The 21,091-nt window shown below is 62.0% G+C and carries 13 protein-coding genes and 7 tRNA genes; 3 read left to right on the plus strand and 17 right to left on the minus strand.

The features are described 5' to 3' along the window. Position 1 precedes the first annotated feature (1 nt). The 3 genes from ACPEE1_RS17635 to ACPEE1_RS17645 all read right to left on the minus strand — a co-directional run bounded on the left by ACPEE1_RS17635 (position 2) and on the right by ACPEE1_RS17645 (position 3,543). A complete protein-coding gene (locus ACPEE1_RS17635) occupies positions 2–1,075 on the minus strand; it encodes a hypothetical protein (RefSeq protein ID WP_133248072.1) in 1,074 nt (357 codons plus the stop codon). After that, on the minus strand, positions 1,075–2,874 hold the full coding sequence (locus tag ACPEE1_RS17640; protein WP_423934168.1) for a hypothetical protein: 1,800 nt from the start codon (positions 2,872–2,874) through the stop codon (positions 1,075–1,077). The genes ACPEE1_RS17635 and ACPEE1_RS17640 overlap by 1 nt, the downstream gene beginning before the upstream one ends. Before the next feature lie 333 nt (positions 2,875–3,207). Next, positions 3,208–3,543 (minus strand): pilus assembly protein, encoded by a 336-nt coding sequence (locus ACPEE1_RS17645; protein ID WP_409935136.1) that lies wholly within the window; start codon positions 3,541–3,543, stop codon positions 3,208–3,210. Positions 3,544–4,008: 465 nt separating this feature from the next. Between ACPEE1_RS17645 and ACPEE1_RS17650 the strand changes: the two genes are divergently transcribed. Both ACPEE1_RS17650 and ACPEE1_RS17655 read left to right on the plus strand, forming a co-directional pair. After that, positions 4,009–5,109, plus strand: coding sequence for a helix-turn-helix domain-containing protein (locus ACPEE1_RS17650; protein ID WP_116924825.1), 1,101 nt, complete (start codon positions 4,009–4,011; stop codon positions 5,107–5,109). Between the two features lie 138 nt (positions 5,110–5,247). After that, entirely contained in the window at positions 5,248–5,694 is a 447-nt protein-coding gene (locus ACPEE1_RS17655) for a hypothetical protein (protein WP_260719025.1), read from the plus strand. 125 nt (positions 5,695–5,819) lie between these two features. Here ACPEE1_RS17655 and ACPEE1_RS17660 read toward each other — a convergent pair. From ACPEE1_RS17660 to ACPEE1_RS17720, 13 genes are all read right to left on the minus strand, one after another. After that, a tRNA-Leu gene (locus tag ACPEE1_RS17660) sits at positions 5,820–5,908 on the minus strand. A 304-nt stretch (positions 5,909–6,212) separates the two neighbouring features. Continuing rightward, positions 6,213–6,288: transfer RNA gene (locus ACPEE1_RS17665), tRNA-Gly, on the minus strand. A gap of 39 nt (positions 6,289–6,327) precedes the next feature. Continuing rightward, positions 6,328–6,403 (minus strand) — tRNA-Gly (locus ACPEE1_RS17670). Positions 6,404–6,442: 39 nt separating this feature from the next. Beyond that, positions 6,443–6,518: transfer RNA gene (locus tag ACPEE1_RS17675), tRNA-Gly, on the minus strand. 50 nt (positions 6,519–6,568) lie between these two features. Next, a tRNA-Cys gene (locus ACPEE1_RS17680) sits at positions 6,569–6,642 on the minus strand. A gap of 40 nt (positions 6,643–6,682) precedes the next feature. Further along, positions 6,683–6,758 (minus strand) — tRNA-Gly (locus tag ACPEE1_RS17685). A 139-nt stretch (positions 6,759–6,897) separates the two neighbouring features. Further along, entirely contained in the window at positions 6,898–9,357 is a 2,460-nt protein-coding gene (lon, locus tag ACPEE1_RS17690) for an endopeptidase La (RefSeq protein ID WP_116924823.1), read from the minus strand. A gap of 194 nt (positions 9,358–9,551) precedes the next feature. Further along, positions 9,552–10,823 (minus strand): ATP-dependent Clp protease ATP-binding subunit ClpX, encoded by a 1,272-nt coding sequence (gene clpX / locus ACPEE1_RS17695; protein WP_021027442.1) that lies wholly within the window; start codon positions 10,821–10,823, stop codon positions 9,552–9,554. 101 nt (positions 10,824–10,924) lie between these two features. After that, positions 10,925–11,533: an ATP-dependent Clp endopeptidase proteolytic subunit ClpP gene (gene clpP / locus ACPEE1_RS17700; RefSeq protein ID WP_021027443.1), complete on the minus strand. Its 609-nt coding sequence runs from the start codon at positions 11,531–11,533 to the stop codon at positions 10,925–10,927. Between the two features lie 155 nt (positions 11,534–11,688). Then, complete coding sequence (tig, locus tag ACPEE1_RS17705) at positions 11,689–13,002, minus strand: trigger factor (RefSeq protein ID WP_021027444.1); 1,314 nt, start codon at positions 13,000–13,002, stop codon at positions 11,689–11,691. Between the two features lie 490 nt (positions 13,003–13,492). Further along, positions 13,493–13,579, minus strand: a tRNA-Leu gene (locus tag ACPEE1_RS17710). 155 nt (positions 13,580–13,734) lie between these two features. Continuing rightward, positions 13,735–16,980, minus strand: coding sequence for an efflux RND transporter permease subunit (locus tag ACPEE1_RS17715; protein ID WP_182345169.1), 3,246 nt, complete (start codon positions 16,978–16,980; stop codon positions 13,735–13,737). 9 nt (positions 16,981–16,989) lie between these two features. Next, positions 16,990–18,201, minus strand: coding sequence for an efflux RND transporter periplasmic adaptor subunit (locus ACPEE1_RS17720; protein ID WP_423934175.1), 1,212 nt, complete (start codon positions 18,199–18,201; stop codon positions 16,990–16,992). A gap of 207 nt (positions 18,202–18,408) precedes the next feature. On the opposite strand from ACPEE1_RS17720, the gene hpnC reads away from it, so the two are divergent. Continuing rightward, positions 18,409–19,293, plus strand: coding sequence for a squalene synthase HpnC (hpnC, locus tag ACPEE1_RS17725; protein WP_423934177.1), 885 nt, complete (start codon positions 18,409–18,411; stop codon positions 19,291–19,293). A 202-nt stretch (positions 19,294–19,495) separates the two neighbouring features. Here the strand turns inward: hpnC and ACPEE1_RS17730 are convergent, their stop codons facing one another. Beyond that, on the minus strand, positions 19,496–21,043 hold the full coding sequence (locus tag ACPEE1_RS17730; RefSeq protein WP_116924819.1) for a DegQ family serine endoprotease: 1,548 nt from the start codon (positions 21,041–21,043) through the stop codon (positions 19,496–19,498). Positions 21,044–21,091 lie beyond the last annotated feature (48 nt).

Genomic DNA, 21,091 nt, shown 5'->3' on the forward strand with positions numbered 1-21,091 from the left:
GTCATGGCAAGGTGTTGACGACCGGCGGCGGCGGGAACGCGCGGTAGAAGCGGAAGCAGTCCTTGCCGTCGGGCTTCTCCAACGGCCCGCACTCATGCGCGCCCGGGTTGTCGTTGTAGGTGTCGTCGGCCGGCACCTTCTGCAGCCACTCGTAGCGATCCAGCGGTACCGACTTCTCCTGCGCATCGCCTGGCGCCAGGCCCATGGTGAGCAGGTTGTGGTCGAAGGTGGGCCAGAGCCACTTGAGCGTGCTGCCCAGCTGCCCCAGTGGCGCGCGGAAATCCTGGTACTCGGGCCGGTCCAGCAGCTTCATCGGCACCAGGCCCTGGATCTTGGATTCCTCGCGGTTGGTGCCGCCGGCGCTCCAGGGCTCGGACAGCATGGTCACATGGTCCTTGATCTGCAGCTTGAGCGGCAGCGGCGTGTCGTTCTTGTGCAAGGCCGACTCCACCTTGCCAAATTCGGTTGGGAAGCGCTCGGCAGAAAAACCGGCACCTCGCTCCAGCGCCACCTCGGTGCGCATATAGCCTTGGGTGACAAAGCGGAACTTGGCGATCGACTCGCCCTTGGCCAGGTTCTGCACCTCACCGACCTTGGAGAAGATGGTGTCCATGAAGGCGGCGACCGAAGGCAGCGGCGCGGCCGTGGTCTTGGCCGTGAGCGACTCGTTGAAGTCGGGCATACGCGCCTGGCCCGACGTGAACTCGGACACGGTCTCGCCATGCACGCCGGTGTCGGTGTCCTGCGCCGGATCACGGAACACATGGCGGCGCAAGTCATTGCTCAGCTCGGCATCGGACTTGCGGATGGACCCGCTCGCGCCCTTGTACTGGTCGGCCGACATGACCTCGGTCTCCGTCGCTGCAGGAAACCAGACCGAGCGCTGCCAGGCATTGAGCTTGGCCGCTGCGGTAACCTGCATGCGTGCCTGGCCGTAGTCGGCGATCAAGGGGATAGCCGCCATCAGCAATGCCGCAAAACCGCTGATCAAGGTCACCTCGACCAGCGCACTGCCCTGCTGCGCGCGGCGCCGGGCACGGCGGCGCAGGGTCTTCATCGGGGGAGTCTGGGACATCATTGCGCCGCATCCTGGTTGTCGGGCTCACCGCCCCCGAAAAGGCCGTCCGACCCGCCCAGGGCCGAGCCAGCCACGGCCACGCCACGCGCCCAGATGGAGGGCTCGACATGGTGGACCTGCCAGTAAGGGGAGAAAAGGTTCTTGTGCTCGATATAGCCACCGGTAAAGCCGACCTTGATCGTGCGGCCGGCAATCTGCAGCGACTTGTACTGGTCCTTGGTCATGTCGCGGCGCTGCCAGCGGTCCTGTGGCCGCTTGAAATACAGCTGGGCCGACGACAGCGCGCTCATGTCACCGCCAAACAAGCGGTCGCGCAAGCCAATGCTGTAGTCATCCTTGGCATAGCCAAAGCCCGCCTGCTCGCCGGTGCGCACATCGCTGCCCCGGCGCGCCACCATGACCGAAATGGTCGGGCCCTTGTCGGTCAGGCTGCCCCACTTGCGCGGGTTGATGCTGGTCATCGACAGGTCGCCATACCACTTGTCCTGGTCCCGGCCCTTGAGCGTGCGCAGCTGGCGTACATCCCAGTAGCGGGGCAAGGAGAAATTCTTGGTGACCAGGCCAATGTCGGTGCGCGGCTTGTACTTGTAGGCCGAGTTGAACTGCAGCACGGCATAAGGCACCAGCAAATTGTTGCCATCGCGGTCACGGCCTGCGGCGTAGATGGCACTGTCGGACAGGCCGTCTGAGGTCAGCTTGCCGTAGTTGCGCTTTTCATCGCTTTGGTATTCGGGGTCGACATTGCGCGGCTTGAAGTTCTTGTCATAGGAGCGCAAGGCCAGGCGGTTGCCGGACCAGCCCTTGTCCGCATAGCCGGAGCCGCCCGTGGCAGCGGCCGCGCCCAGCCCGAAGTCGCCGACAAAGCGCTCGCCCAGCAGCACCCCGGCGCCGAAAATGTTTACCGAATCAGCAGATTGCCAGCGGATGCGGCCACGCTCAGCGGCCAGGTCCGAGCCCTGGGTGGCGACCAGCTCGGTGCCGCCCTTCCAGGACACCGTGCCCTTGAGCAGCTCCTGCATGGCGGTTGCAATCGGACCGCTGGAGAGGTCAAAGCTCGAGCCATCGTTCTGCATACCGCTGATGCCCTGACCGATCAGGCCCGGGAAAATGCGCCGGTCCTTGGTGAAATCATCGCGCGTCGCCTGGGCTGCATGGGCAAAGCGCATCGCATCAAAAAAATCGTCGTCGTCGTTGCGGCGGTCCGACGTGGTGCTGTAGAGCTTGATGAAGTTGAGAAACTCCAGCGACGAGCTGGCAATCAGCGGTGCATTGGCCGCCACCGGCAAATAGGCCTTGTCGTCGTTGTCGTTGAGCACATCCTTGGCGACAACGATGGCCTCGGGAATGCTGACGCCCGTGGTGGCCGCCTGGGCCAGCGAAATGGCGGTGTTGAGCACCCGCAGTGCATCGACCATGATCTGGAACGGCCGGGCCGAAGGCTCGATCGCCTTGGCGATGTTGTTGGCCTGGCGCTGGTACTTGGCCGCGGCCTGCACATTGCGGCCCCACTTGACCAGGTAATTGATGGCGCTGATGAAGTCATAACGCGCAGCCGCTGCCGATGCCTGGGCCAGGTTCCACACGCCCTTCTGGCCTTCGATCTCCACCCGCGCCACTTGTATATTGGCCGCCGTGCTGACCACCATGCCAATCGATGTCTGAAAGCTGGCCAGCATCGCCACGCCTGCTTCATTCGCGGCCATGGCCCGATTGGTATAGGCCAGAAAATTCAATTGCCGCGCAAATACCGTGGATGCGCTATAGGTCATCGCATCGGCATTGTTTTGCAGCTTCATTTTGTCTCGCGCAACAATGGCCGTGTTATAGACCAAGAATATGCTGAGACAAACCACCGGAATGATGGCCAACAAATAGACAATCACCTGCCCTTTTTGTACGCGATCTCCAGACCGATACGAAGATGGTTTATGCATGATGGCCACTGTTATGTAATTCGTTGAATTCCGGAGGCCCTCCCTCCCATGGATAAGCTCAAGCCATTATCTCAACCCCGCACACCCCAGGGTATGCACTGCATATGCGGCACACCGTCACAGACCCTGGCAGCGCAAGGAAATACCAGGTGCCTGCGACTTGGCAGCAAGGTTTCGGGGTTGCGATAGCGGCTCTTACTTGGCGCCGTCGTTACCGCCTTCGGTATAGGTCGACATATTCATATTCTTCTGGGCATTGGTCAGCGCCTTACCCGAAGCAGCCTGTGCAGCAGTAATACCTTCCTTGCCCGACTCACCGCCCACTTCCTTGGCCATACCTGCGACCTGGCTGCGAACGGTTTGGCCAAAAAAGCTGAAAGCGGCAATCGCGGCAATCGCAATCAGGCCCAAGATAATGATGTATTCCGTCATACCCTGGCCGCGCGATTTGCGCTGGGCAACAGGCTTGGCAATAGTTGCACTATGGGAATTGGTGTGATTTGTCATAGTCAAGGCTAGCTCCTCATTCATGGATCATTCAGAAGAAAATTCAGTGATTTCAGAAACCATGCCATGCGACCGCGCAGCGCAATTACTGAACGGCGCAATGGTATCTATCTGTTTTGCCCATGTACATGCCATTTTCATTAAAATGTTAACAAAGTGTTTCTTATCCTAAATAGACTGAATAAGCTTATTTGTCAAAATTTATTTGTTGCTAGATGAAATTTTTCAACTGTCATATTGATGACATCCATGGGTTATTGAACAATCCTAGGCAGAGATGCACAGATTCCACAATAATTTCATATAAATCATGACCCAAAGCAGCCAACACACCACCCGTCCCATAACTACACAACATAAATATGCAATCGATATTCGATACCGTCCCAGAATAACTTGCCATAAGTAGCGAGTAATCATTTCATCTGTCCAATAAATATGCAGCATTAATTGCTGCCCCAATACATAGCGGGCGACGGAGAAAACACAATGGAAAAAGGAAGACCGAAATCAGGGATTACGCTGAGTGCGCGGGAACGCGAGCAACTCGAAGACCTGGCCAGCAACCCCGACCAGCACGGCCACATCGCCACCCGCGCCAAAATCATCTTGCGCAGCGTGGAAGGCGACAGCAACGTCACCATCGCCAACAGCATGGCGCTGACCCAGGCAACCGTCGGCAAGTGGCGCCGACGCTTTGCGAGCCACCGCGTGGTGGGCCTGTATGACAGCATGCGCCCGGGCAAACCCCGCACCATTGATGAGCGCCAGCTGCAAGCCATCGCTGCCAGCGCCAAAGCAGCGCTGGTGTCCGCAGACACGCCCCAGGGCAGCGTGCGCGCGCTGGCCGCACGCACGGGCATGTCCAAAAGCAGCGTGGCCCGCTATCTGCAGCTGCTGGGAAAAACCAAGTCCCGCCCCCACTTTGCGCTGTTCAGCGACCCGCTCCTCATGGAGCAGTTGCAGGCACCTGCAGCGCTCTACCTGAGCGGCAGCGACAAGGCCCTGGTCATTTGCCTGGACACCAAGAGCCCGCTGAGCCTGCCCGCTGCGCCCGCAGAAGCCAGCGAGCCCCAGCGCATCTCCGGCAACGAGGGCTGCCAGCACCCGCTATCGGCCGCACTCTGCCAGGCACTCAGCACCGCCTGCAAAAGCCCGGCCCTGCAGTGCAAGCCGCGCCTGCGGCACCAGGAGTTTCTGGTTTTTCTGCGCGAGGTCGACGCCATGCTGCCGCCCCATATGGATGTGCACTGCATCCTGGACACCAGCGCGCTGAGCCAGCACCCCAGCATCAAAGCCTGGCTGGGCATGCGCCCGCACTGGTGCACCCATGGCTGCGGTGACTATGCCGCCTGGCACCAGGAACTGGGCCGCTTTCTGCGCCGGCTGGGCGACCAGCGCAGCGCCACCATGCCCGCCCAGGAACTCGCCCAGTGGCTGCAATCGGTCGACGCGCTGGCCCGCCAGCAAAGCCCGCACCGCAGGCCCTTTCGGTGGATGGGGCCGCTGCATATGCTCGAAGAGACAGACTTGACAGAGCACAAGGAGAGACAGACTGGCGCAGTGAAACAAAGCCCGCAAGACCGCTGAACAACAAGCGCAGGCCAGGCCTCTACCTGTTGTGCAGCGGCGGCAGGGCACTGGCATCTGCTGTCTACCAACGCCTACAGAATCTGCCCTGGGTTGGCCGTCATTGCCACGCGATACCAGCCACTACGATCTGGCCGGATGTCGAATGAATACAACAAATCTATCCCGTCTCACACGCCTCTGGACGGTCTGCTGTCCGAGCGCACCATCCGCATACTGGCCAAAAATGGCGTGGATTCGGTCGAAGCCGTCAGACAAGCCTATCCGCTGGGCTTGCTCAGAATGCATGGCATAGGCATGCTGCGGTTGCGCAGGATCGAGATGGCGCTCTTCCCCGGCCAGCGCTATGAGCCCGGTTTTGCCGCGCCGGCGATCCGGTATGCCTACGACTCATCATTGAATGGCAAGCTGCCGCTGGTAACGGTGCGCGCACTCGCCCGCGCAGGCATCAAGACGCCCGAGCAGCTGCGCGAGGCCTATCCCCGCCAATTGTTGAAGATTCGCACGATTGGCACTGGAACGCTGCGAGAGATTGAGCGGGTGTTCTTTCCAGAGCAGCGGTCCACGCCGAAGGAAGACCGTTAGCGCGTCGGTGAATGCAGACCATGGTCGGTCGGTTGAATTCATGGTGCTGCCATGTCAGCACTGCGCCAGGCTTGCAGAGGGTCTGTCCGCGCAGGGCGCCAACGACCAAGAAGCCATCAGAACGGTGGTGCCCCGAGCCGGGATCGAACCGGCACGCCACTTTCGCGGCACGGGATTTTAAGTCCCGGGTGTCTACCAATTTCACCATCGGGGCACGCAGCCTGCCATTCTAGCTGCTCCCGCTGCGCTGTTGGAGCAAGACAGGCATGGATCGTGGCTCTGGGCAACGCTGCAGTTCAATGAAGGCTATGGGGGGGTGCCGCTTTGCGACGCGCCAGGCAGATCCGCCCTACTCCCATGCGGACATGCAGGCACTACCGAGGGCGTAAAACGTGAAAGAGACGGGATGACGATGCAGAGGCTGCGCGACCCGTTGGCAGAGGCAGCAGCACGCCCCGCAACGCAAAAACCGGCGCCGAAAAAGCAAAAAGAGCCCTGAGGCTCTTTTCGCAATGTGTTGGAGCGGGAAAACGGGTTCGAACCGTCGACCTATACCTTGGCAAGGTATCGCTCTACCAACTGAGCTATTCCCGCAAAAACCAGCATGAACGGATCCACACCAGCTTTGAAAACTGGAGCGGGAAAACGGGTTCGAACCGTCGACCTATACCTTGGCAAGGTATCGCTCTACCAACTGAGCTATTCCCGCAAAAACTAGCATGAACGGATCCACACCAGCTTTGAAAACTGGAGCGGGAAAACGGGTTCGAACCGTCGACCTATACCTTGGCAAGGTATCGCTCTACCAACTGAGCTATTCCCGCATACATTGTTCGTTTCACCACGAACCCAAAACGTACTGACAAGCATGTCCTGGAGGCGCGAACCAGAGTCGAACTGGTCTAACCGGATTTGCAATCCGGGGCATAACCGCTTTGCTATCGCGCCATGGATTGTTGCCATGCTGAAACCATCAACACAGCCAATTTGGAGCGGGAAAACGGGTTCGAACCGTCGACCTATACCTTGGCAAGGTATCGCTCTACCAACTGAGCTATTCCCGCGTATCCGCTTTACCGGAAGTCCGCTATTATATACCGGGCTCCGCGATGGTATGCATTGTAACGCATATTTTTTGGTCTTTTAGGCAAACCGGCCCGTTTTTGATGACGGGCCGGTTTTCCGTGCAGACCAGTAGCCGATCTAGTGCTTGATGGCACGCGAGCGGCGCGCAGGTGCCGCCTTGGCGGCCGTTGCCGCAACGGCCACAGCAGGCACCACGGGCACCGGCTCGGCGGCAGGCACATCGCTGTCACTCAACGGTGTGGGAGTGACTTCCAGCGCCACTTCCAGCACCTTGTCGATCCAGCGCACCGGCACGATCTCCAGACCGCTCTTGACGTTGTCGGGGATCTCGGCCAAGTCCTTGACATTCTCTTCCGGGATCATCACGGTCTTGATACCGCCACGCAGCGCGGCCAGCAGCTTTTCCTTCAGGCCACCGATGGCGGTGACTTCACCGCGCAAGGTAATCTCGCCGGTCATCGCCACATCGGCACGCACCGGGATACCGGTCAGCACCGACACCAGCGCCGTCGTCATCGCCGCACCAGCGCTGGGGCCATCCTTGGGGGTGGCGCCATCGGGCACGTGGATGTGGATGTCGCGCTTTTCGAACACGTCATCGCGGATACCCAGCGAACGGGCCCGGCTGCGCACCACGGTGCGAGCCGCTTCGACCGATTCCTTCATCACATCGCCCAGCGAGCCGGTGCGGTTGATGACGCCCTTGCCGGGCATGGCAGCCGCTTCAATGGTCAGCAGATCGCCGCCCACCTCGGTCCATGCCAGGCCCACGACCTGACCGACCTGGTTCTTCTGCTCGGCATGGCCGTAGCTGAACTTGCGCACACCCAGGTAGTCGGGCAGGTTGTCGGCCGTCACCTGCACCGGTGCCTGCGCCTTGCCCAGCTGGATGTTCTTGACCACCTTGCGGCAGATCTTGGACAGCTCACGCTCGAGCGAACGCACACCGGCTTCGCGGGTGTAGTAGCGCACGATGTCGCGCACGGCGTCCTCGCGCAGCTCCAGTTCACCGGCCTTGACGCCGTTGTTCTCGATCTGCTTGGGCAGCAGGTAGCGCATCGCGATATTGGTCTTCTCGTCCTCGGTGTAACCGGCCAGGCGGATCACTTCCATCCGGTCCAGCAACGCGGGCGGGATATTCATCGAGTTCGAGGTAGCGACAAACATCACATCGCTGAGGTCGAAATCGACCTCTACATAGTGGTCGCCAAACTTGCTGTTCTGCTCGGGGTCGAGCACTTCCAGCAAGGCGCTCGAAGGATCGCCCCGGAAGTCCATGCCCAGCTTGTCGATTTCGTCGAGCAGGAACAGCGGATTGCGCGTGCCGACCTTGGACAGGTTCTGCAGCACCTTGCCGGGCATCGCGCCGATGTAGGTGCGGCGGTGACCGCGGATCTCGGCCTCGTCGCGCATGCCGCCCAGCGCCATGCGCACATACTTGCGCCCGGTCGCCTTGGCAATCGACTGGCCCAGCGAGGTCTTGCCCACGCCAGGCGGGCCGACCAGGCACAGAATCGGTGCCTTGACCTTGTCCACGCGCTGCTGCACCGCGAGGTACTCAAGAATGCGGTCCTTGACCTTGTCGAGGCCATAGTGGTCTTCGTTAAGCACATCCTCGGCGATGACCAGGTCCTTCTTGACCTTGGTCTTCTTGCCCCAGGGCAGATTCACCAGCGTCTCAATGTAGTTGCGCACCACCGAGGCCTCGGCCGACATCGGCGACATCAGCTTGAGCTTCTTGAGCTCGCCCTCGGCCTTCTTGCGCGCATCCTGCGTCATCTTGGCGAGCTTGATCTTCTTTTCCAGGTCTTCCAGGTCGGCGCCGTCTTCGCCCTCGCCCAGTTCCTTCTGGATCGCCTTGACCTGCTCGTTGAGGTAGAAGTCGCGCTGGCTCTTTTCCATCTGCTTTTTGACGCGGCCACGGATCTTCTTGTCGACATTGAGGATGTCGACCTCGCGCTCAAGCTGGTCGTACAGGTTTTCCAGGCGGTCCTGCACCTTTTGCAGCTCCAGCACGGCCTGCTTGTTCTCGAGCTTGAGCGGCAGGTGGGCGGCGATGGTGTCAGCCAGGCGGCCTGCGTCATCGATGCCGGAGATGGAGGTCAGGATCTCGGATGGGATCTTCTTGTTGAGCTTGACGTACTGGTCAAACTGCTGCATCACGGCGCGGCGCAAGGCCTCGATCTCGCTGGCCTTGTCGGCGCTGTCGCCGGGCTCCACGGGCTCGATCTGCGCGGTGAAGTAGTCCTCGCCTTCGGCGATTTCCTGCACCTGGGCACGCTGCACGCCTTCGACCAGCACCTTGACGGTGCCATCGGGCAGCTTGAGCATCTGCAAAATCGTCGAGACGCAGCCAACGCTGAACATGTCGTTGACGGTGGGATCGTCCTTGGCCGCCGTCTTCTGGGCCACCAGCATGATCTTGCGGTCGCCTTCCATCGCCGTCTCCAGCGCCTTGATGCTCTTGGGGCGGCCTACGAACAGCGGAATCACCATGTGCGGAAACACGACCACGTCCCGCAGCGGGAGCATGGGCAATTCCAGGGGGTGGGAGGATTGGGTTTGGTTGTCGGACATGAAAATCCTTTTGAAACTTCTACGAAGATGATCCGTAAAAGCGATATTTCAACCCTTGGCCATCAAAAACCAGGGGCCAGGGCGGGTGCAGGCCAGAAAGACACCCTCAAACCCTTTGGATACAGCCCGGCAGCGCCGGGCGATCCTGGTAAACACAGAGGGCAGAGTCCAAGCGGCCTCTGCCATCGGGCCCATCAGGCCTTCTTGGCCGCTTCCCGGTACACCAGGAGGGGCGGCTTGCCTTCGTTGATCGTCGCTTCTTCTACCACGACCTTGGCCACGTTGTCGGTGGTGGGCAGGTCAAACATGGTGGTCATCAGCGATTGCTCCAGAATCGAGCGCAGCCCCCGGGCACCGGTCTTGCGGGCCAGCGCCTTCTTCGCAATCGCGGTCAGTGCGTCCGGGCGTACTTCCAGCTCTACGCCTTCCATGCCCAGCAGCTTGTTGTACTGCTTGACCAGCGCATTCTTGGGCTGGGTCAGGATCTGCACCAGCGCGTCTTCCGACAGCTCGGCCAGCGCCGTGACCACGGGCAGACGCCCCACCAGCTCGGGGATGATGCCGAACTTGATCAGGTCTTCGGGCTCGATATCGCGGAAGGCCTCGGAGATGGAGCGCTGCTGCTTGCTCTTGACGGTGGCACCAAAACCGATGCCCGAGGCCTCGGAGCGGTTCTCGATGACCTTCTCCAGACCAGCAAAGGCGCCGCCGCAGATGAACAGGATATTGGTCGTGTCGACCTGCAGGAAATCCTGGTTCGGGTGCTTGCGCCCGCCCTGAGGCGGGATCGAGGCCATCGTGCCTTCGATCAGCTTGAGCAGCGCCTGCTGCACGCCTTCGCCCGATACGTCGCGGGTGATCGAGGGGTTGTCCGCCTTGCGGGTGATCTTGTCGATTTCGTCGATGTAGACGATACCGCGCTGGGCACGCTCGACATCGTAGTTGCAGCTTTGCAGCAGCTTTTGCACGATGTTCTCGACGTCCTCGCCGACATAGCCCGCTTCCGTCAACGTGGTGGCGTCCGCCATCACAAAGGGCACGTTCAGCTGGCGAGCGAGGGTCTGGGCGAGCAAGGTTTTGCCCGAGCCGGTGGGGCCGATCAGCAAGATATTGCTCTTGGCCAGCTCCACATCGTCCTTGCCGGCCTTGTCCTTGTGCGCCAGGCGCTTGTAGTGGTTGTACACCGCCACGGCCAGGGTGCGTTTGGCGGGATCCTGACCGATGACATAGTTGTCCAGGGTGGCCTTGATCTCGGCCGGTGTCGGCAGATCATTGCCCTTGGCCTTCTCGCCCTCCTTGCCTTCTGCCGCCACTTCGTCGCGCACGATGTCATTGCACAGGTTGATGCACTCATCGCAGATGAACACGGACGGTCCGGCAATGAGTTTCTTCACCTCGTGCTGACTCTTGCCGCAGAAGGAGCAGTACAGGGTTTTTTCGCTGGATGAGCCTTTTTTCTCGGCCATGGGGGCAATGCCTTCAATCGAATCTATGTGGAAACAATGATAACCAACTACAAAGCGGCCTCAACCGGTAGGGTTGGGGCCGCTTATCCGGAAAAGCCTACTTATGGGCGCTTTTCTACCACAGTATCGACCAAACCGTATTCCTGGGCTTCTGGCGCCGTCATGAAGTAGTCGCGCTCGGTATCGGCCTTGACCTTGTCATAAGGCTGACCGGTGCGGTCTGCCAGGATGCGGTTCATCTGCTCCTTGGTGCGAATGATGTCGCGGGCATGGATTTCGATGTCCGTGGCCTGGCCGCGGGCACCGCCCAGCACCTGGTGGATCATGATCTTGGAGTTGGGCAGCGAGTAGCGCTTGCCCTTCTCGCCAGCGGCCAGCAGGAAAGCGCCCATGCTGGCAGCAAAGCCCAGGCACATGGTCGAGACCTGCGGCTTGATGAACTGCATGGTGTCATAGATGGCCATGCCAGCGGTCACGCTGCCGCCTGGCGAGTTGATGTAGAGCGAAATCTCCTTGTCGGGGTTTTCGCTTTCCAGGAACAGCAGCTGGGCCACCACGAGGTTGGCGGTCTGGTCGTTGACTTCACCGACCAGAAAAATCACGCGGTCCTTGAGCAGACGCGAGTAAATGTCAAACGAGCGCTCACCACGGCCCGATTGCTCGATCACCATCGGGATCAAACCCAAGTTCTGAATATCTTGTGCGCTCATTACATCTCCGTTCAGGATTGGTGGAAGCTAGCGTCAATGCACTGTGACTGCGCTAACTGTACCCCAATAAAATGGGGCCTGCGCCCAAAAGCACAAGCCCCTGTTTTGTAGCTGGCGGCAGCGCTGGCGGCCATGGCCGCCCGGCGCGCGTCCTATCAGCCTTGCTGGCCCATCAGTTCGTCGAAGGACACGGTCTTGTCGCTGACCTTGGCCTTGCCCAGCACGAATTCGGTCACGTTGTTTTCGATCACAACGGCTTCGACTTCGGCCAGACGCTGGCGGTCGCCAAAGTACCAACGCACGACGTCTTCTGGCTTCTCGTAGCTCGATGCCAGCTCGTCGATGTGGGCCTTGATCTGCTCAGGCGTGGCTTCCAGCTTGTTGGCCTTGACCAGCTCGGCCACCACCAGGCCCAGACGCACGCGGCGCTCGGCTTGGGGCAGGAACACGTCAGCAGGGATTTCCGCCTTTTCAGCGTCCTTGATGCCGCGTTGCTTGAGCTCTTCACGGGCGCCTTCGAGCAGACGGCCGACTTCGGCGTCGATGCTGGCCTTGGGCAGGTCCAGCTCAGCCTTGGACACCAGGGCTTCCATCACGGCTTGCTTGTTGCGCGACTGAACGCGGAACTTGACTTCACGCTCCAGGTTCTTCTTGATGTCAGCGCGCAGGCCTTCGACGGAGCCGTCAGCAATGCCCAGGGACTTGGCCAGTGCTTCGTTCACTTCGGGCAGGTTGGCCGCTTCCACCTTCTTGACGGTCACCAGGAAGTCGGCGGTCTTGCCAGCCACTTCCTTGCCGTGGTAGTCCTCAGGGAATGCCAGGGGGAAAGTCTTGGATTCGCCGGTCTTCATGCCGCGCACGGCGTCTTCGAATTCCTTGAGCATCTGGCCTTCGCCGATCAGGAACTGGAAGGCTTCAGCCTTGCCGCCAGCGAAGGGTTCGCCGTCGATCTTGCCTTCGAAGTCCACGGTCACGCGGTCGCCGTCCACGGCAGCCGTATCGGCTGGGCGCTGGGCGAAGGTGCGACGCTGCTTGCGCAGGATGTCGATGGTCTTTTCGATAGCAGCGTCATCCACGTCGGCAGCCAGCTTCTCGACTTCGGCGGAAGCCAGGTCACCGATCTTGACTTCGGGGAACACTTCGAACACGGCGTCAAATGCCAGCTCACCCTCAGGTGCGCCTTCTTTTTCAGTGATCTTGGGCTGACCGGCCACGCGCAGCTCGGCTTCGTTGGCGGCCTTGGCAAAAGCCTCGCCGACCTTCTCGTTGAGCACTTCGTACTGCACGGAATAGCCATAGCGCTGTGCCACCACGTTCATCGGCACCTTGCCTGGACGGAAGCCGTCCATCTTCACGGTGCGGGCCAGGCGCTTGAGGCGGCTGTCCACTTCGGTTTGCACGGATGCGAGAGGCAAGCTCAGCGAAATTTTGCGCTCGAGCTTTTCAAGGGTTTCAACATTCACTGCCATGGTTAATCCTAGTTAGGCACGAACCCTTCCGGCCACGGTGTGCAAACGCCATTGAAGCCAGCCTGCAAGCGGCAAAGCTTGCGTCCGATGCGAGGACTGTCCGTGTCACATCGGGGATGGCATCAACGGGGATTGGCACCGTTTTACAACCTGGGGTCCCAGTAGATAGGCGACTGGCCCTAAGCCCAGCACACCCAAAAATCAAACGATGACAGCGCATTCAGTAGCAAGCAACACCAGGCGTGACGCGGCAAAAACCAGCGTTGTCACGAAAGCGGTGCAGCGCAAGGCGCCATCGACCGAAACCGAACATTATATATAAAGCCAGCTCTTTTCCTGGCTGCCAATACCGTCTTGCTGCAGGGTCAGAACCCGGATGCCGGCAGCCGCTGGCGCCAAACACCAACAAAAAAGCCGAATCTCCAGCAGGAAATTCGGCTCATATTCAGCAAAAAATCAGACGGTGCTTATACCTTCTGCTATCAAATTTTGGTGCGCGGGGGGGGACTCGAACCCCCACACCATTGCTGGCGTCAGGACCTAAACCTGGTGCGTCTACCAATTTCGCCACCCGCGCGGTTGCGGCTGCAGCCAGCTTGTGAGCCAACCCGCCTGTTTTTAGGTCAATCCAAGATTCTAATGCAAGGCATGGGCATTTTCAGCAAGACCGGCCGAAAACCGTCCATGTTGCAAGGGCCCGGCCGCCTCTGGCCGGCCTCTGCCACACCGGGTTCAAACCGCTGCCGACAGTGGCACCTCGCTGTGCTCCTTTTTCACGCGGAACCAGGCCGCATACATCGCCGGCAGCGCCAGCAAGGTCAGCACCGTCGCAACGACCAGGCCGCCCATGATGGCTACGGCCATCGGCCCCCAGAAAATGCTGCGCGACAGCGGAATCATCGCCAGCACGGCAGCCGCAGCGGTCAGCGCAATCGGGCGCAGCCGGTGGGTGGCGGCCTCGACAATCGCATCCCAGGTGGAGAGGCCCGCCGCATGGTTGGCCTCAATCTGGTCGATCAGGATCACCGAGTTGCGCTGGATCATGCCCATCAGTGCGATCACGCCCAGCAAGGCGACAAAGCCAAAGGGCCGGTTCAGCAACAGCAAGGCCGCCGTCACGCCCGCAATGCCGAGGAAGCCGGTGATATAGACCAGCACCGAGCGGCTAAAGCTGTGCAGTTGCAGCATCAGCAGGGTGAAGACGATGAACACCATGATCGGCATGCCCGCCATGATGGAGTCCGAGCCCTTGGCGCTCTCTTCCACCGCACCGGCAATCTCGATGCGGTATTGGTTGAGGCCCTTGTCGGCCCAGCCCTGCTGCAGCTTTTGCAGATCGGGCCAGAGCTTTTGCGTCACCGTCGGGCCTTGCAGGCCGGCGGCCACATCGCCTTGCACGGTGATCGCATACTCCCGGCCCTGGCGCCAGAGAATACCCGGCTCCCAGACAAAGCTGGGCTTGGCAATCTGCGACAGCAAGATGGCCTGGCCGCTGCTCGAGGCCACATAGGCATTGCCCACGTCGGTGACGGCCTGGCGCTCGTCCACCGGCTGGCGCAGCACCATGTCGAGCAGCTTGTCGCCTTCGCGGAACTGCCCGATGGTATTGCCCGACAGCTGGGTGCGCGTGGCCTGGGCAATGCTCTGGTTGCTCACACCCAGCGCACGCGCCTTGCTCTGGTCCACCTCCAGGCGCAGCACCTTGATGGACTCGTTCCAGTTGTCGTTGACGCCGCGCATATCGGGCGATGCCTCCAGCTTGGCGCGCACCTCGCTGGCGAGCGTGCGCAGCAGCTTGGGGTCCTGGCCCATCACGCGGAACTGCACCGGGTAGGGCACCGGCGGGCCGCTGGGCAGCAGCTTGACGCGGGCCCGCACCTCCGGGAACTCCTGGGCCAGCAAGGTCGGCAGCCGCTTCATCAGGTTGTCGCGGTCGGCCAGGTTGTGGGGCAGCAGGATCAGCTGCGACACATTGGACTGCGGGAAGATCTGGTCCAGCGGCAGGTAAAAGCGCGGCACGCCCGAGCCAATCCAGGAGGTGACCGACTCGATGCCGTCCTGCGCCTGCATGCGCTGCTCGATGCGCCGCGTCACCTCTTCGTTGGCGGCCATGCTCGAGCCCTCGGGCAGCCAGACATCCATCAGGATCTCGGTGCGGTTGGAGTCGGGGAAGAACTGCTGCTGCACCCGGCTCATGCCAAACAGGCCCAGCGCAAACACCAGCACCGTGGCACCAATCGTCAGCCAGCGGTGCTCCACGCACCACGAGACAGTGCGGCGGAAGCGGTTGTAGAAGGGGGTGTCGAACATCGCATGCTCGCCGCCCTCACCACCCTCACTCTCTTGCGGCGCATGCCTGGGCTTCTTCAGGAACACCGTGCCCAGGTAGGGCACAAAGTAGACCGAGGCCACCCAGCTGATCACCAGCGCAATCACCGTCACCGCAAAGATCGCAAAGGTGTACTCGCCGGTGGTGGACTTGGCGATGCCAATGGGCATAAAGCCCGCCGCCGTGATCAAGGTGCCTGTCAGCATCGGCTTGGCGGTGATGTCATAGGCGGCGGTGGCCGCGCTCAGCTTGTCATAGCCCTCTTCCATCTTGCGCACCATCATCTCGACGGCAATGATGGCGTCGTCCACCAGCAGGCCCAGCGCAATGATCAGCGAGCCCAGCGAGACCTTGTGCAGGCCAATGCCCCAGTACCACATCGCCAGGAAGGTGGCGCAGAGCACCAGCGGAATGGTGATACCCACCACCAGCCCGGGGCGCGGGTCCAGCGTGATGCGGCGCCACAGCGGGTCCTTGCCCTTGCGTATATGCATGCCCAGGCTCACAAAGCTCACGGCCAGCACAATCACCACCGCCTCGATCAGCACGCGCACAAACTCGTTGACCGAGGTGGACACGGCCTTGGGCTGGTCCTGCACGTTCTCCAGACTCAGGCCGGCCGGCAGGGTGGGCGCAATCTTGTCCACCGCCTCATGCAGGTGCTTGCCCAGTGCAATCACATCGCCACCCTTGCGCATCGAGATGCCCAGGGCCACCGTGGGCTGGCCCTGGAAATGCACCTTGGTCTTGGCCGGGTCCAGGTAGCTGCGGTAGATGTCGGCGATATCGCCCAGCTTGAGCTGGTTGCCGTTGGGCCCCCGGATCGGCATGGCCTTGACGTCGTCCAACTGGCGGAACTCGCCCGTCACCTCGACCTGCACCCGGTCGGCGCCGGCCTGCACCTCGCCACCGCTTTGCACCGCGTTTTGCTGGCCGAGCTGGGCGATGACCTGGTTCATGTCCAGCCCCAGCTGGGCCAGCTTGCTGCGCGAGATCTCGATATAGAGCTTCTCATCCTGCACGCCAAAGAGTTCGACCTTGGCCACGTCCTTGACCCGCAGCAGGCTCTGGCGCACGCTGTCGGCATATTCCTTGAGCTCGGCGTAGCTGTAGCCCTCGCCCTGCAGCGCATAGATCACGCCATAGACATCGCCAAAGTCATCGTTGTAGAAGGGGCCGAGCACACCCTGGGGCAAGCTGGCGCGCATATCGCCCACCTTTTTGCGCACCGCCAGCCAGGTTTGTGGCACATCCTGTGGGCGCGTGTCTTCGCGCAGGTTCAGGATGACCAGCATCTCGCCGGGCTTGGAGTAGCTGACGATCTTGTCGGCATTGGGCACGTCCTGCAAGGTGCGTTCGACCTTGTCGGTCACCTGCTCGGCCATCTGCTGGGCCGTGGCGCCCGGCCATGCGGCCGAGACCACCATCGCGCGGAAGGTGAACGGCGGGTCTTCATCCTGACCCAGCTGAAAATACGCACCGATGCCCAGCACCAGCAGCATGATGAGCAGGTAGCGCGTCAGCGGCACATGCTGCAGCGCCCAGCGCGAGAGGTTGAAGCCCTTGCTGCTGCTGTGCTTTTCGCCATCGGGCTCGGGGGCCGAAGCGGGCGTTGCAGCGCCTTGCGGCGTGTTCGGAGGTGTTTGCATGGCCACCTCTTACTGCTTGGCGGCAGGAGCCGCAGCATCCGCAGCGGCGGGCGCATTGACCACTGGTGCATCGGCCTGGGTTTGCGCAGGCGCAGCAGCCGCATACTTGGACTGGAACACCGTCACCTTCTGCCCGGCATTGAGCACATGCACGCCGGCAATCACCACCTGCTGCCCCGCGTGCAGACCGCTTTGGATCACGGCGTCATTGCCGTCCATGCGCGCCACCGCCACTGCCTGGGGCTGCACGGTGGAGCTGGCCGGGTCAAACACCCAGACCTGGCTGCTGCCGGCCTTGTCCCACAGCGCCGACAACGGCAGCTTGATCACATCGCTCGCCTTGTCCGCGCCGGCAGCGCGCTCGGGCGGCAGCACGGTCACGGTGGCGCCCAGCTTGGGCAGCACATCATTGGGCGCCGCATCCAGCGAGGCCTTGACCTGGTAGGTGCGCGTGGCAGCATCGGCGCTGGCGGCCACTTCGCGGATATGGGCGCCCAGCGACTGCTCCTCAGGCCAGACCTTGACCTGCACCGGCTGGCCGGGCTTGAGCTGGGCAATGCGGTCTTCGGGCACGGCAAACACGGCATCGCGCGCACCATCCTTGGCCACACGCAGCACCGGGGTGCCGGCAGACACGACCTGGCCGGGCTCCACATTCACGGCGGTCACGACGCCCGCCACATCGGACACCAGGCGGGTATAGGCCGTCTGGTTGCTTTGGCTGGCCGCATTGGCCTTGGCCTGGTCGAGCTGGGCCTGGGCCGATTTCAGCGCTGCCGCATGGCGCTCCATCTCCGCGGCGCTGATGAAGTTCTTGTCACGCAGTTCCTTGAAGCGGCGGTAGTTGGCCGCCTCCAGGTCCCGCTGCGTGGTCGCCGCCTGCACCTGGGCCTGCGCGCCTTGCGCGGCCAGCGCGTAATCGGCGCCATCGAGCTGCGCCAGCAACTGCCCGGGCTTGATGGCCTGACCCAGCTCCACGTTGCGGCTGAGCACCTTGCCCGCCACCCGAAAGCCCAGCTGCGCCTCGGTGCGGGCGCGGATATCGCCGGCAAACGCCGTCTGCGCCTGCAAGGGCGCCGCCCCCACCGTTTGCAGCTTGACCGCCCGGATCGGCTCGGGCGGGGATTCCTGGCGTGAACAGGCCGTCAATGTGGCCACGGTAGCAATAGACAGCAGCAGCACTGCGGCACGTGCGCTGGGCGCTCGAAGAGGTAGGGACATGGTGTGCAATCGGGCGTTAAGCGGCCAAGAAGACCCTGGCCCGGCAGATAAAAAGGGGAGAGACGCAGCAAGGACCCTCTGCAAAACACTCCGGAGGAGCGCTGTGCAGAGGATCCTTAATGACCAAACGGTCACTAATTTAGACAGTTCGATGTCGGCTGTCAATGCTTGCCTGTGGTCAGCGCGGTATGCGCTAGCATCGGCGCTGTGAAAGATTCCACGCCCTCCCCTTCTGCGACCGCCGCCACGCCCGCTGTGACCACGCCCGTCACCCACTACGAGAATTTTCCGGTGGCCTCCTGGCTGTGCCCACCGGCGCTGCGCCCGCCCATTGCGGCCATCTACCACTTTGCGCGCACGGCCGATGACATTGCCGACGAGGGCGATGCCGATGCCCCCCCCCGCCTGGCCGAGCTGCAGGCCTACCGCGATGCGCTCGCCCATATCGCCCAGGGCCAACCGCCGCTCGCGCGCTGGCAGGCCGTGTTCGCGCCGCTGCAGGCGGCCATCGTGCAGTGGCAGCTGCCGGTGGCGCTGCTCGATGACCTGATCAGCGCCTTCATGCAGGACATCGACAAAACCGCCCAAGGCGCGCGCTATGCCGACCGCAGCGAGCTGCTCGACTACTGCCGCCGCTCGGCCAACCCAGTGGGCCGCTTGCTGCTGCATCTGTATGGCGTGAACGATGCCCAGTCCCTGACCCAGAGCGATGCCATCTGCAGCGCGCTGCAGCTGATCAACTTCTGGCAGGACCTGAGCGTCGATATTCCGCGCGGCCGCTACTACCTCAATGATGCCGACTGCCAGGCCGCCGGCATCAGCGCCGCCGCGATGCAGCAGCGCCAGGACAGCCCGGCGCTGCGCCAGTTGGTGATGGACCAGGCCGCCTGGGCGCGCCGCCTGATGGAAGAAGGCGCGCCGCTGGTGCACCGCGTGTCCGGCCGCGCCGGCTGGGAGCTGCGCCTGGTGGTGCAAGGGGGTTTGCGTATTCTCGATAAGGTGGAAGCCCTGCAAGGCCAGAGCCTGTGGCAGCGCCGCACCATTGGCAAGGGCGATGTGCCGCTGATGCTGTGGCGCGCCTGGCGCATGTGAGCCGCTGTTCGCCCGCTATTCGCCCCCTTGCCGCCCCCACAAAAAAAGGCCGAATCCTGCGATCCGGCCTAAAGGGGTTATGGGAACCCCCGAGGAGAGTGTTTACGGGCCTTGCGGCCAGGCGGCCAGGCGGCTCAGGGCTCAGCCATCCTTGGCCCACGAGGGCAATACGCTGGTCATGGTCTAGCCTTTCTCAACTTTCTTAACCCAGCTGCACCGGCACAAAAATCTTCTGGCCATTGCGCTCGATCAGCAACGCCACCGACTTGTCGGACTGGGCGACCTGCTTGCGCAGATCCTCGATCCCTTTCACCGCCGCGCCATTGACGGACAGCACCACGTCACCGGGCTGCACACCGGCGAGCGCCGCAGGCCCGGCCGCTTGCTCGACGATCAAGCCCTGCTGGCTGCCGCTGGCCTGCTTTTCCTGGGGCGTCAGCTCGCGCAGCGCCAGGCCCAGCTTGCCCTTGCCGACCTTCTCATTGCCGGCCACCTGCTCGCCCTTGCTGACATTGCCGCCCAGGGTGGCTTGCAAGGTCGTGGCCTTGCCGCCGCGCCAGACCTGCAGCTCGGCCTGGGTGCCGGGGCGCGCTGTGGCAATGGCTGCAGGCAGGTCGTTGGACGAGACAATCGCCTGGCCGTTGTAGCCGGTGATCACATCGCCGGGCTGCAGGCCGGCCTTGTCGGCGGGGCCGCCCTTTTCCACGCTGGCCACCAAGGCGCCTTCGGGCTTGGGCAGCTTGAAGGAATCGGCAAAGGCCTGGTTGACCTCCTGGATCACGACACCCAGGCGCGCATGGTCGACCTTGCCGTGCGAGACGATCTGGTCCTTGATGTTGACCGCCAGGTCGATCGGGATCGCAAAGGACAGGCCCTGGTAGCCACCACTCTTGCTGTAGATCTGCGAGTTGATGCCCACCACCTCGCCCCGCGCATTGATCAGCGGCCCGCCGGAGTTGCCGGGGTTGATCGCCACATCGGTCTGGATAAAGGGCACCGAGCTGTCATCGGGCAGCGCACGGCCCTTGGCACTGACAACACCGGCGGTCACCGAGTTCTCAAAGCCAAAGGGCGAGCCAATGGCCAGCACCCATTCGCCTTGCTGGATGGCCTTGGAGTCACCGATCTTGGCGACTGGCAGATCCTTGGCATCGATCTTGATCACCGCGATATCGGTCTTGGGGTCCGAGCCCAGCACCTTGGCCTTGAACTCGCGCCGGTCGGTGAGCTTGACCGTTACCGTCTTGGCCCCCTTGACCACGTGGGCATTGGTCAGGATGGTGCCATCGGGGCTGATGATAAAGCCCGACCCCTCGCCGGCCATCGGCACCTCTTGCGGCACCTGGCGGCCAAAGCCGCGCGGCATGCCTTGCTGGGGCACGCCAAAGCCGAACTGGCGGAAGAACTGCAGCATCGGGTCATTGGGGTCGATCTGCTGGCCCCGGTTGGCCGAGGGTGCGGCATCGGCATCATCGCCGTCGTCCTCATCGTCCGAGACCTTGCGCGTGCCGCGCACACTGATATTGACCACCGCAGGCCCGGCCTGCTGGGTGATGGCGCTGAAATTGGGCAGGCTCACCATGGGCGCGGCCGCCGGGGCGGACTGGGCGATGACCGCAGGCGCGCCTTGGGCATGGGCGCTCCACTGCACATGCTGCAGCGCAGAGGCACCCACGCCGCCCAACACCCCTGCCGTCAGCAAGGCAGCCACCAGTTTGCGCGAACCGAGTTGAAAAGAAGGAACAGACATTTTGTACTCCTGAATACCACTTGCATGAGGTCGATGGAGCTAATGTGC

It is taken from the genome of Comamonas sp. 23 (assembly GCF_049601575.1).
Classification (GTDB): Bacteria; Pseudomonadota; Gammaproteobacteria; order Burkholderiales; family Burkholderiaceae_C; genus Comamonas; species Comamonas squillarum.